Genomic DNA, 11,777 nt, shown 5'->3' with positions numbered 1-11,777 from the left:
ATCAAGGGGATACCCTTACCCCCACCCCGAAGGGATCCCCATGGCGACCCCACGCCTGCTCCGCAGATGCCTCCTCGGCGCGCTCTCCGCGCTCCTGGTCGCGTCCGCCGCGATCACCCCCGCCCAGGCGGAACCCGCCGCCCGGGCGGAACCCGCCGCCGAGGCCGGGGCGCAGGCGGTGACGTTCCTCGACACCTTCGACGGGCCCGCCGGCGCCGCGGTCGACGCCTCCAAGTGGCAGACCGAGACCGGTGACAACGTCAACAACCACGAGCGGCAGTACTACACGGCCGGCACCCGCAACGCCGCCCTGGACGGCCAGGGCCACCTGGTGATCACCGCGCGCCGCGAGAACCCGGCGGGCTACCAGTGCTGGTACGGCACCTGCCAGTACACCTCGGCCCGGCTGAACACCGCCGGGAAGTTCGCCGCCCAGTACGGGCACGTCGAGGCGCGGATGAAGATCCCCCGCGGGCAGGGCATGTGGCCGGCGTTCTGGATGCTCGGCACCGACCTCGGGCAGGTCGGCTGGCCGAACTCGGGCGAGATCGACGTCATGGAGAACGTCGGCTTCGAGCCGTCCACGGTCCACGGCACGATCCACGGCCCCGGCTACTCCGGCTCCGGCGGCATCGGCGCCGCCTACACCCTGCCGAACGGGCAGGCGTTCGCGGACGCCTTCCACACCTTCGCCGTCGACTGGGCGCCCGACTCGATCACCTGGTCCGTCGACGGGCAGGTCTACCAGCGGCGCACCCCGGCCGACCTCGGCGGCCGGCAGTGGGTGTTCAACAAGCCGTTCTTCCTGATCCTGAACCTGGCCGTGGGCGGCTACTGGCCGGGCGACCCGGACGGCTCCACCGTCTTCCCGCAGAGCCTGGTCGTGGACCACGTGTCGGTGACGACGAGCGACACCCCGGCCGGGGTGGCCATACGGGGACTGGCCGGGAAGTGCGTGGACGTCGCCGGCGCGAACACCGCCAACGGCACCCCCGTCCAGCTCTACGACTGCAACGGCACCGCCGCCCAGCGGTGGACGGTCGGCGCCGACGGCACCCTCCGCGCCCTCGGCAAGTGCCTCGACGTCGCCTCGGGCGGCACCGCCGACGGCACGCCCACCCAGCTGTGGGACTGCAACGGCACAGCCGCGCAGCGCTGGGTCGTCACCGCCGCCCGGGACATCGTCAACCCGCAGGCGGACAAGTGCCTGGACGTCACCGGCAACAACTCCGCCAACGGCACCAGGCTGCAGATCTGGACGTGCACCGGGGGCGCCAACCAGAAGTGGACGGTCGGCTGAGCCGCGGCGCTACCTCGGCGTCCAGGTGAACTTGTCGCCGCCCACCCAGCGCACCACGTCCGGGTCGTCCAGGTCGTGGACCGTGATGCCGAAGGCGGCGGCGGTCTCCAGGACGTCGGTGACCCTCCGGGCCTCACCGACGACCTGTCCGTCGATCTCCACGATGCGGAACGGCGGCCTGCCCGGCTGCACCCCGAGCACCATGATCCGCGGATGGGATATATGGGGACTCGCGACTTCGGTCATGCCTAAAGGGTAGGACGGTTCCGGCCATCGGCACCCGGACGCTGTGCCGGGCGAACGGGGCGAACGGTGTGGGCGGGGTCCGGCCGCGTCACCCGGTGAGCAGGTCGAGGACCGCCGCCTCGACGGCTCCCTGGGTGGCGGGCCGGCCGAAGTCGCCGTGCTCCCCGAGCCGGGTGAGCGTGGGGGCGATCGTATGCCCCTCCTCGAACAGCTCGAAGACCTTCGGGTCGATGTACGAGGCCCGGCACACGGCCGGTGTGTTGCCCAGGTAGTGGCTGACCTCGCGGACGGCCCGGGCGATCTGCCGGCGGCGGGACGCGGCGGTGGCACGGCCGTGCTCGGCGGTGACGGCGAGCGCGACGGCGGCGAGCACGGTGGCGTGCCAGGTGCGGAAGTCCTTGGCGGTGATCTCGGTGCCGGACAGCCGGCGCAGCGCCTCGTTCAGGTCGCTGCCGCGCAGATCGTGCCAGGCCCGCCCCTCCCAGTAGGCGAGCAGCCGCTCACCGCCGCGCCGGGGCCGGCGCAGCAGGGCGCGCACCACGCCGTGCGCCTGGTCGTCCACCAGTGCCCGCACCATCTCGATGCCGCCCTTGGCGGGGAAGCAGAACGCGATCTCGCCGCGTCCGCAGCGCACGTGCTCGCGGAGCATGGTGGTCAGGCCGTAGGTCTCGTTCTGCCGGGTGTGCCGGTCGCTGCCGATCCGGAAGAAGCCGAGGTCGAGCAGGCGTACGGCGCAGGCGGTGACACGGGCGCGGCTCAGGCCCCGGCCAGAGAGGTCCGCGGTGACCTTGGCGCGCAGCTCGGGCAGGGCGGCGGCGACCTGCCGTACGTGCTCGTGCTTGGCCTGCTCCTGCCGGGCGCGGAACTCCTCGTGGTACAGGTACTGGCGGCGTCCCGCGTCGTCGGTGCCGACGGCCTGGAGGTGTCCGTTGGGCCAGGGGCAGATCCACACGTCCTTCCAGGCCGGCGGGATGGTCAGGGCGCGGATGCGGGCCAGGTGCCGGCGGTCGGTGAGCGGTTTGCCGTGGGTGTCGAGATAGCGGAAGCCCCGGCCGTGGCGGACCCGGGTGAAGCCGGGCCGCTCGCAGGAACTGGTACGCAGCCGCACGGTCTCAGGGTCGCCGCCAGTCGTCGCCGGTCAGATGCGATCCGGCGTGCGGGCCCATGCGGAGCATGCCGCCGTCGACGGCCCAGGAGGCGCCGGTGACGTACGAGGCGTCGGGGCCGGCGAGGAAGGCGATGACGGCGGCGACCTCGCGGGCGTCGCCGGGCCGGCCGAGCGGGACGCCGGGGCGGCGCTCGGTGGTGACGTCGGTGTCCTCCTGGCCGGTCATCGGCGTGGCGATCTCGCCGGGTGCGACGGCGTTGACGGTGATGCCGTGCTCGGCCAGTTCGAGGGCCATGACCTGGGTGAGCAGCCCGAGTCCGCCCTTGGCCGCGCAGTACGGGGCGGCGCCCACCCGGGGCTGGTGCTCGTGCACCGAGGTGACGTTGACGATCCGGCCGCCGTCGCCCTGCCGGATCATGTGCCGGGCCGCCTTCTGCCCGCACAGGAAGGGCCCCACGAGGTCGACGTCGAGGACCTGGCGGACGTCGGAGAGGGCCAGGTCGAGGAACGGGGTGGCGGTGCCCGTACCGGCGTTGTTGACCAGCACGTCGAGGCGGCCGAGCCGGTCGGCCAGCTCGTCGACGGTGTCGGCGGCCTCGGGCAGCCGGGTGAGGTCCATCTGCGCCACCTCCGCCCGCTGCCCCTGGGCGCGGACCTCCTCGGCGGTCTCCTCGGCGCCCTCCAGGTCGCGGTGCCAGGTGATGCCGACGTCCATGCCGGCCCGGGCCAGTCGTACGGCGGTGGCCCGGCCGATGCCGGAGTCGGCGCCGGTGACGACGGCGGCCCTGGGGTGCTGTGCGGTGGGGACGGACATCGCGGCCTCCTCGGGTTCGGGGACGTCGGCGCCCTGCGGGACTCGCCAGTACCCGGGGCGGGGGCGGGCAAACCGCGCGGTCCGTCGTGCGGGGCCCCTGGTGCTGGGGAACCCTGGAGGCCTGGACGAGGAGGTGGCGATGGATCCCGTCGAGGCCCTGGACCGGATCGCGTTCCTGCTGGAGCGGTCCCTGGCGCCGACGTACCGCGTCCGCGCCTTCCGTACGGCGGCCCGGGTGCTGACGGAGCTGCCCGAGGAGGAGGTGCGGCAGCGGGCGGAGTCCGGGTCGCTGGAGTCGCTGAAGGGCGTCGGGCCGAAGACCGCCCAGGTGGTGCGGGAGGCGCTGGCCGGGCAGGTGCCGGGCTACCTGGAGAAGCTGGAGAGCGAGGCCATGGCCCCGGCGCCGCAGCGGGGCGGTGAGGAGCTGCGGGCACTGCTGCGCGGGGACTGCCATGTGCACTCGGACTGGTCGGACGGCGGCAGCCCGATCGAGGAGATGGGGCGGGCCGCGATCCGGCTGGGCCACGAGTGGGCGGCCCTGACCGACCACTCGCCGCGGCTGACGGTGGCCCGCGGCCTGTCCGCCGACCGGTTGCGCGAGCAGCTGGACGTGGTGGCCGCGCTCAACGCGAGCTGGGCGCCCTTCCGGCTGCTCACCGGCATCGAGTGCGACATCCTCGAGGACGGCTCGCTGGACCAGGAGCCGGAGCTGCTGGAGCGGCTGGACGTGGTGGTGGTGTCGGTGCACTCCAAGCTGCGCATGGACGCCCGCTCGATGACCCGCCGCATGGTGGCCGCGGTGCGCAACCCGCACGCGGACATCCTCGGGCACTGCACCGGGCGGCTGGTGACCGGGCGGGGACGGCCCGAGTCGGAGTTCGACGCGGAGGCGGTGTTCACGGCATGCGCCGAGGCGGGCACGGCCGTGGAGATCAACAGCCGCCCGGAGCGCCTGGACCCGCCCCGCCGGCTGCTGCGCCGGGCCGTCGAGGCGGGCGTGCTGTTCTCGATCGACACCGACGCCCACGCGCCGGGCCAGCTGGACTGGCAGATCAACGGATGTGCCCGCGCGGAGGAGTGCGGGGTGCCGCCGGAGCGGGTGGTGACCACCTGGTCGGCGGATGAGCTGCTGGCGTGGACGCACGACGGGCGGGTACCGGCGGGCGTGACGGCGCCCTGACGGGCGGGCCGCCTGGCGGGCGGGCGGCTGGCCGGGGCCGCATGACCGGATGCCGCAGGACCTGGAGCCGCCCGACGGGAGTCGGCCGGAGGGGGTCGGCTGACGGGGGTCGCCTGTCGGCTGAGCGGCCCGGGGGATGGGCGGCCCCAGGACCGGTCGGCCTGACGGGCAGGCGCCCCGACTGGCAAGCGACCGGGCGTGGTACTCGTGCGCCGACGCGGAAGGGATGTGACTCATGGAACGTGCGGCGGTGTTCGATGTCGACGGCACGCTCGTCGACACCAACCACCTTCATGTGACGGCGTGGTGGGAGGCGTTCCGGCAAGCCGGACACCGGGTGCCGATGCACGCCGTGCACCGGTCGGTCGGACTGCCCTCCGGCGACCTCATCGCCCGGCTGCTGGGCGAGGACCGCGACAAGGAGCGGGACGCCGAGCTGAGCGCCGCGCACAAGGCGCTGTACGGGCAGTTCTTCGACCGGCTGCCCGCGCTGCCGGACGCCGGGAACCTGCTGCGGCGGCTGCACGAGGACGGCTGGAAGGTCGTCCTCGCCACCTCGGCGAGCGGCACGGAGCTGTCCGCGCTGCGGCGCGCCCTGGACGCCGACGAGGCGATCACCGCCACCGCGAGCGCGGAGGACGTCGAGGCGGGCAAGCCCTCCCCCGAGCCGGTCCGGCACGCGCTGGAGCTCGCCGGGGTGCCCGCCGAGCGGGCGGTGTTCGTCGGGGACACCGTGTGGGACATGCGGGCGGGCAGCAGAGCCGGGGTGCGTTGTGTGGGCCTGCTGTGCGGTGGCATCCCGCGCGCCGACCTGGAGAAGGCGGGCGCGGACGCCGTGTACGACGATCCCGCCGGGCTGCTGGCGTCGCTGGCGGACAGCCCGTTGTCACCGCGGGCGTGATTCCCCCGTCCGGCCGGGCTTCCTCCGGCCCGGGTGGGGGTACTCGGCCCGCCCGCGAGCGTACGGCGGAGAGGAGCCGACAGTGAGCAGCACAGCGGGCAGCAGGGTCGTGGTGACGGGCGCCACCGGCAACGTCGGCACCAGCGTGGTGCGCCTGTTGTCGGAGGATCCGCAGACCGGCTCCGTGCTGGGGCTGGCCCGCCGGATCCCCGACTGGGCGCCGCCGAAGACACAGTGGTCCGCGGTCGACCTGGCGTCGGACCGGGCGGACCTGGTGAGCGAGTTCCGGGGCGCGGACGCGGTGATCCATCTGGCGTGGGCGTTCCAGCCGACACACGATCCGGCTCGCACCTGGCGGACGAACGTGCTCGGCGGCATCCGGGTGTTCGACGCGGTGGCCGCGGCCGGCGTGCGGACCCTGGTGCACGCCTCCTCCGTCGGGGCCTACTCGCCCGGGCCGAAGGACCGCATGGTGGACGAGTCCTGGCCGACGCACGGCTGGCCGGACGCCGCCTACTGCCGGGAGAAAGCCTATCTGGAACGCACCCTGGACACCTTCGAGCGGGAGCACCCCGAGATCCGCGTGGTGCGGATGCGGCCGGCGTTCCTGTTCAAGCGGGAGTCGGCGAGCGAGCAGCGGCGGATCTTCGGCGGCCGGTTCCTGCCGGGGCCGCTGGCGCGCCCCGAGCTGCTGCCCTTCCTGCCGGACATCCCGGGGCTGCGGGTGCAGGCGCTGCACACCGACGACGCGGCCGAGGCGTACCGGCTGGCGCTGCACACGGACGTACGGGGCGCCTTCAACCTGGCGGCCGATCCGCCGGTGGACGCACAGCTGCTGGGCGGGATGCTGAACACGCGGCCGGTCAGGATGCCGCGCACGGCGGCGCGGTCGGCGATCGCCGCGGCGTGGGGGCTGCGGCTGCTGCCCGCCTCCCCGCATCTGTTCGACGCGGTCCTCCGGCTGCCGCTGATGGACTGCTCCCGCGCCCACGACCAGCTGAACTGGCAGCCAAGCCGGACGGCCACCGAGGTGCTGGAGGAGTTCCTGGAGGGCCTTCAGCAGGGGGCGGGGGCGGACACGGCGCCCATGCGGGGGCGCAAGGTCGGCTGAGCAGCACACCAGCGAACCGAGAGAGGGAGTCACATCGTGGACGAGCACCGGGACGAGGAACCCGGCCGCAGCGCCGACCCCGTACCGCGCGACCTGCCGGACCAGCAGACCCGCGAGGGCGAGGACCCGTGGGACGTGCCCACAAGCCCCTCGGGGCCGCAGGAGACGGAGGACGCCTCGCGGGGCGAGGGCGCAGACGAGAACGCCGACGTCCCGGACACCGACGAGGCGGGCACCGGACGGCGGGACACGCCCCGGCCCGACGACTCGGGTACGGGTGCGGGCACGGGCACTGGTACGGCGGACGAGGGCGCGGCACCGGACGAGTCGACGGGCTGAGCCCGCGCCGCAACGCCCCCGCCCGGGCGCCCCTCAGCGCGTCGCCCGCTCCTCCAGCACCGTCCGCCAGGCCGGTGCGGGGCCCTCGGGCGGGACTTCGGGGCGGCGTCCGCCGCGGGCGAAGAAGTCGGCCAGCGGCAGGATCGCCGCGCCGACGGTCACCGCGTCGGGCCCGAGCCGCCCGAGGTCGATGGTGACCTGCTCGGCCGGGTGCCGCAGGGCGTATGCCGCCGCGTGCCGGCGGACGGCGGGCAGGAACCCGGCGCCGAGCTGGAGACCCGCCCAGCCGCCGATCAGGATCCGCTCCGGCTGGAAGAGGTTGATCAGGTCGGACAGGCCCGCACCCAGATACTCGGCGGTCTCCTCCAGGACGGCCAGCGCGGCGGGGTCGGCGGTCCCGCCGTCGGCCGGGTAGGCGGCGGCGAGCATCGCGGTCAGCGCGGTCTCCTCGTCGGCGTCCTCGGGCGGCCGGCCGCCCTCCTCGCGCCAGCGCTCCAGCAGCGACTCGGCGCCCGCGTACGCCTCGAGGCAGCCGAGCGCGCCGCAGCGGCAGCGGCGTCCCCGCACCCGTACGGTCAGATGCCCCCACTCGACGGCCCGCCCGTGTTCGACCTCGGGGGTGACCAGGCAGGCGCCGACGCCGGAGCCGAAGAGGACGACGACCGCGTTGCGGGCGCCCCGGCCGCCGCCGAACCACATCTCGGCCTGGCCGAGGGTGCGGGCGCCGTTGTCGATGAAGTACCGCACGGTGTCGGGGAGCGGGGAGCCGGCCCGGAGCAGTTCCTCCAGCGGCACGGCGTCCCAGCCGATCGTCTGGCCGTGCACCACGGCGCCGCGCTCCGGGGTGTGCTCGACGATGCCGGGGACGCCGATGCCGACGCCGAGCAGCCGCCCGGGGTCGACGCCGGCGCTCTCGGTGACCTCGGCGACGCCGTCCCGGATGTGGCCGGCGATGACGTCGACGTCGTAGCGCCGCTGCCCGAGGGGGCGTTCGGCGCGGGCGAGTTCGGTGAGGGTGAGGTCGAACAGCTCGATCCGCACCCGGGTCTCGCCGACGTCGACGCCGATCATGTGGCCGCTGCCGGGCGCCACCCGCAGCAGGGTGCGGGGCCGGCCGCCGTCGGAGTCGACGCTGCCGGCCTCCTCGACCAGTCCGTCGGCGACCAGATCGGCGACCACGTTGCTGACGGAGCCGGAGCTGAGCCCGGTGGCGGGGCCCAGCTCGAACCGGCTGAGCGGCCCGTCGAAGTACAGCCGTTGCAGCACGGCCGTCCGGTTGGCCCGCCTCAGGTCGCGTACCGTGCGCCCGTTCCGCTCCGCCATGTGACTCCTTCCCGACCGTCCGTGCACCCGATATTACTCAACCACTTAATTAATGGGATGAGCTAAGCGGAGTCATCCTGCGGGAAGAGTCAGTTCGCCGCGTACACGTCCTCCACATAGCGGCCCTCGGCGATCAGCGCGTCGAGCCACGCGGCGGCGGCCGTCTCGCCGGCGTCCGCGGTGCGCTTGCGGTACAGCGTACGGAACGCCTCCCGGACGCCCGGCGCCATCCGGGCTCCGTCGCCGCAGACGTACACCCTGGCTCCGGCGTCGAGCAGCGCGCCCACCTCGTCGGCCTCGGCGGCGACGCGGTGCTGGACGAACGTCATCCCGCGCTCGGGCGCCGCGCTGAACACCGGGCGCAGCCGGACGGCTCCGGCGGCCTCGGCGGCGCGCAGCTCCTCCGCGTGCAGGAAGTCGGCGTCGGGGGCGTCGCAGCCGAAGTAGAGGAGGGCGGGCGGGAGTTGGGCGTCCCGGGCGAGGGCGGCCACGCGGTCGGCGACGGCGCCGCGGAAGGGGGCGAGTCCGGTGCCCGCGGCGATCATCACCACGGGTGCGGAGCCGTCGATCCGGAACGCCTCCCGGCAGGGCTGGACCCGGACGTGGACGGTGTCGCCGGGGCGGACGGAGGCGAGGTGGCCCGAGCCGGTGCCGCGGTACACGCCCTTGCCGGACCGGGCGGGCGCCTCCAGCAGGGAAACCATCAGGTCGGCCTGGCGGGGGTCGCCGGCGGGTGAGGAGGAGCTGGAGTAGTGGCGGGGGCGCAGGGGGGTGAGCAGGTCGAGCAGGCGCGGCCAGTCGAGGGCGCCGCGCAGGGCCGGGAAGTCCTCGAACAGCTCGACGAGGGTGCGCGGATCATCGGTGAGGGCGGCCAGGGCGGTGCGCTCCGGCGGGCAGGGGTTGGCGGCGGCGAGAGCGGCGAGCCGGTCGGCGCCAAGGCGGTCCTGGAGCTCCACGTGGTGGGTCAGCAGTTGACGGACCGTCAGCGGGCGGTCGACGGCGAGACCGTCGCGGCGGGGCCGGGCGGAGCGGATGTCGAGGACGGTGTCGAGGTCGACTCCGAACGCGGCGGCGGCGCGGGCGACGAGGCCGGGCGCGTTGGCGGGCAGCACCGTGAGGTGGTCGGCGGTGCGGTAGGTGACGCCGTCGGGCAGGGCGATGCGGACGAACCGCTTGCGGCGCGGGTGGCCGGGGGCGGTGAGGTCGTACGCCTCGGTGACGGTCGCCGGGAGGAGTCCGTGCCGTTCGGCGAGGGCGTCGAGCGGGCCGCCGGTGAGGACGCGGACCTGATAGCCGGTGTCCGGCTCGCCCCCGTCGGCGGCGGCCTCGGGATCGCCGTACCGCTCCAGCAGCGCGGTTCGTATCCGGGCGGTGAACTCCCGGACGGTGCCGCCGAGATCGCCGGAGGCGTCGGCGGCGGCGCGACCGGTGAGCCGGGTGGCGCCGAGTTCGGCGAGGCGGGTGTCGATCCGGGCGGGGACGTGCTGGTAGGTGGCGGCCCAGTTGCGGTCGCCGACGCCGAGTACGGCGTACTGGACGCCGGTCAGGTCGGGGGCGCCCTCCAGCCAGGCGGCGAAGGCGGTGGCGTCGTCGGTGGGGCGGCCGTTGTAGGAGGCGGCGGTGATGATCACGGGCCGGTCGGTGGGCAGCGCTCCGGCGTGGGCGTCGAGGGCGGCGACCTCGGTGGCGCAGCCGAGCGCGGCGGCCTCGTCGGCGAGCTGTGCGGCGAAGTCGCGGCAGGTGCCGTAGTTGCTGCCGTGCAGGAAGAGGGCGCGGGTGCCGGGGCGGACCCGGGCGGGGAGGGCGGCCGTCTCGGTCGCCCGACGCGAGGTGTCCGCGGGAGACGTTCCCGGCAACGGGGGGTGGACCCGGTCGGCGGGGGTGCGCGGGGTGAGGGTCAGGGTGAACCCGTCGGGCTTGAGGGTCAGGGTCTCCTTGACGGTCAGGCGGTAGTCCGCGTGGTCGTGGAGCCGGTAGCGGTGGACGAGCATGGCCAGCAGCATGGTCGCCTCGTGCAGCGCGAACTGCCGTCCGATGCAGGCGCGTTCCCCGGTGCCGAACGGCTTGAAGGCGTGCACCGGCCGGGCCGCCTCCGCCTCGGGGGTGAACCGGGAGGGGTCGAACAGCTCGGGGTTGTCGCCCCAGACGGGCTGCCGGTGCAGCATCGGCGCGACGACGGTGACGGCCTGCCCTGCGCGCAGCGGGATCCGCCCGCCAAGCAGGGTGTCCTCGAGGGCGTGCCGGCTGAAGGCGGCGGCGGTGGGCCACAGCCGCAGCGCCTCGTTGAGGACCTGTCGGGTGTAGGTGAGGCGGCCGATCTCGTCGTACGTCGGCTCCGGGTCGGCCCGGTCGCCCCACAGCGCGTCCGCCTCGCGCCGCACCAGCTGGAGCGCGGTGGGGTGCTTGGCCAGGTAGTGGAGCGCGAAGGACATCGCGCCGGAGGTGGTCTCGTGGCCCGCGATCAGGAAGGTGATGACCTGGTTGCGGATGTTGGCGGGGTCGAGGATCGTGCCGTCGGCGGGGTGTGCGGCGGTGAGCATCAGGCCGAGGAGGTCGTCGGCGCCGGTCTGGTCGGTACCGGTGCGGGCGGCGATGACGTCGTCGACGACGCCGGCGAGGTAGTCGGCGTCGGCGCGGAACGCCGCGTCGGCCGCCGCGTGGTCCTCGCCCGGGACGCGGGCGAGGCGGGTCATGCTCCACTCCAGGCAGCGGACCATGGCCTCGACGAAGGGGTGGGGTTCGGCGCGCTCGAAGGAGCCGAAGTCGTAGCCGAATCCGGCGAGGCCGATGGTGTCGAGGGTCATCCGGGTCATGTCGTCCGGCACGTTCACCGGGCGGCCCTCGGCGGCGGCGCTGTCCCACGACTCGATCAGCCTGTGGGCCACCCTCAGCATCACGGGGTGGTAGGTACGCATCGAACCGAGCGCGAAGGCGGGCATGAGGATGTCGTGCGCCTTGGCCCAGTTGGGTTCGTCGTTGTACGCGGTGAACAGGCCGTCGGCGGCGAACTCCCGTACGTTCTCCAGCGCGGGCCCGATGTGCTTGGCGAACCGCCGCTCGTCGGCGAGGTCGGTGACGAGGTCGAGGTCGCTCACGAAGAGCGTGTCCCGCCCGTGCAGCCGCCGCACCAGCACCGGCCCGTGCTCCCGCATCAGACCCATGACCTGCTGAAGGGGCGTACGGCCGGGGCCGGTCGCGGAGATGTCGACGAGGGGCACGCCGGGGAGCCCGGGGAGCCCGGCCGGGGTGTGTGGGTGCGGCGCGGCCTGGGGGTGCGGCGCGGTCGAGGGATGCGGCGCGGTCGAGGGATGCGGCGCGGTGGGGGGCATGACGCGACAACTGCCTTTCGCGGTGCGGAAGTCCTGCTCCCCCAGCCTGCGCGCCCGCCCTCCCGCGCCCGGCCCGTGGGACTACACGATCCTGCAGTGGAAAGGGCGCGTCCGTCCTTGCGCGAC

10 protein-coding genes are annotated in these 11,777 nt (G+C 74.5%); 5 read left to right on the top strand and 5 right to left on the bottom strand.

Annotated elements, in window-relative coordinates; all coding sequences use genetic code 11:
- Nucleotides 1-40 precede the first annotated feature (40 nt).
- Nucleotides 41-1,300, top strand: coding sequence for a ricin-type beta-trefoil lectin domain protein (locus tag ACIG0D_RS11855; protein WP_399798826.1), 1,260 nt, complete (start codon nt 41-43; stop codon nt 1,298-1,300).
- Between the two features lie 9 nt (nt 1,301-1,309).
- On the opposite strand, the gene ACIG0D_RS11850 is transcribed toward ACIG0D_RS11855, so the two are convergent.
- The 3 genes from ACIG0D_RS11850 to ACIG0D_RS11840 all read right to left on the bottom strand — a co-directional run bounded on the left by ACIG0D_RS11850 (nt 1,310) and on the right by ACIG0D_RS11840 (nt 3,468).
- Complete coding sequence (locus tag ACIG0D_RS11850) at nt 1,310-1,546, bottom strand: hypothetical protein (RefSeq protein WP_365765790.1); 237 nt, start codon at nt 1,544-1,546, stop codon at nt 1,310-1,312.
- Nucleotides 1,547-1,634: 88 nt separating this feature from the next.
- Entirely contained in the window at nt 1,635-2,654 is a 1,020-nt protein-coding gene (locus ACIG0D_RS11845; protein ID WP_399798823.1) for a DNA topoisomerase IB, read from the bottom strand.
- A gap of 4 nt (nt 2,655-2,658) precedes the next feature.
- Complete coding sequence (locus ACIG0D_RS11840; protein WP_399798822.1) at nt 2,659-3,468, bottom strand: SDR family oxidoreductase; 810 nt, start codon at nt 3,466-3,468, stop codon at nt 2,659-2,661.
- Nucleotides 3,469-3,607: 139 nt separating this feature from the next.
- Between ACIG0D_RS11840 and ACIG0D_RS11835 the strand changes: the two genes are divergently transcribed.
- The 4 genes from ACIG0D_RS11835 to ACIG0D_RS11820 all read left to right on the top strand — a co-directional run bounded on the left by ACIG0D_RS11835 (nt 3,608) and on the right by ACIG0D_RS11820 (nt 6,999).
- Nucleotides 3,608-4,648, top strand: coding sequence for a PHP domain-containing protein (locus tag ACIG0D_RS11835; RefSeq protein ID WP_399798820.1), 1,041 nt, complete (start codon nt 3,608-3,610; stop codon nt 4,646-4,648).
- Between the two features lie 235 nt (nt 4,649-4,883).
- Complete coding sequence (locus ACIG0D_RS11830) at nt 4,884-5,549, top strand: HAD family hydrolase (RefSeq protein WP_399798817.1); 666 nt, start codon at nt 4,884-4,886, stop codon at nt 5,547-5,549.
- Nucleotides 5,550-5,631: 82 nt separating this feature from the next.
- Nucleotides 5,632-6,660: an SDR family oxidoreductase gene (locus tag ACIG0D_RS11825; protein WP_399798814.1), complete on the top strand. Its 1,029-nt coding sequence runs from the start codon at nt 5,632-5,634 to the stop codon at nt 6,658-6,660.
- Nucleotides 6,661-6,696: 36 nt separating this feature from the next.
- Nucleotides 6,697-6,999 carry a hypothetical protein gene (locus ACIG0D_RS11820; RefSeq protein ID WP_399798813.1) on the top strand — a complete coding sequence of 101 codons (303 nt, stop codon included), beginning with the start codon at nt 6,697-6,699 and terminating at the stop codon, nt 6,997-6,999.
- A gap of 33 nt (nt 7,000-7,032) precedes the next feature.
- Here ACIG0D_RS11820 and ACIG0D_RS11815 read toward each other — a convergent pair whose 3' ends face one another.
- Nucleotides 7,033-8,322 carry an ROK family protein gene (locus ACIG0D_RS11815; protein WP_399798811.1) on the bottom strand — a complete coding sequence of 430 codons (1,290 nt, stop codon included), beginning with the start codon at nt 8,320-8,322 and terminating at the stop codon, nt 7,033-7,035.
- 89 nt (nt 8,323-8,411) lie between these two features.
- Nucleotides 8,412-11,651: a cytochrome P450 gene (locus tag ACIG0D_RS11810; protein WP_399798809.1), complete on the bottom strand. Its 3,240-nt coding sequence runs from the start codon at nt 11,649-11,651 to the stop codon at nt 8,412-8,414.
- Nucleotides 11,652-11,777: the final 126 nt, after the last annotated feature.

It is taken from the genome of Streptomyces sp. NPDC052773 (genome assembly GCF_044547145.1).
GTDB lineage: Bacteria > Actinomycetota > Actinomycetes > Streptomycetales > Streptomycetaceae > Streptomyces.
Note: the sequence above shows the minus strand (reverse complement) of the source record. Positions and strands in the feature narration are given on the sequence as shown.

Bases quoted from the DNA above. Each gene is read 5' to 3' on its own strand.
- ACIG0D_RS11855 (WP_399798826.1), top strand. From the start codon at position 41: ATGGCGACCCCACGCCTGCTCCGCAGATGCCTCCTCGGCGCGCTCTCC.
- ACIG0D_RS11850 (WP_365765790.1), bottom strand. From the start codon at position 1,546: ATGACCGAAGTCGCGAGTCCCCATATATCCCATCCGCGGATCATGGTG.
- ACIG0D_RS11840 (WP_399798822.1), bottom strand. From the start codon at position 3,468: ATGTCCGTCCCCACCGCACAGCACCCCAGGGCCGCCGTCGTCACCGGC.
- ACIG0D_RS11835 (WP_399798820.1), top strand. From the start codon at position 3,608: ATGGATCCCGTCGAGGCCCTGGACCGGATCGCGTTCCTGCTGGAGCGG.
- ACIG0D_RS11830 (WP_399798817.1), top strand. From the start codon at position 4,884: ATGGAACGTGCGGCGGTGTTCGATGTCGACGGCACGCTCGTCGACACC.
- ACIG0D_RS11815 (WP_399798811.1), bottom strand. From the start codon at position 8,322: ATGGCGGAGCGGAACGGGCGCACGGTACGCGACCTGAGGCGGGCCAAC.
- ACIG0D_RS11810 (WP_399798809.1), bottom strand. From the start codon at position 11,651: ATGCCCCCCACCGCGCCGCATCCCTCGACCGCGCCGCATCCCTCGACC.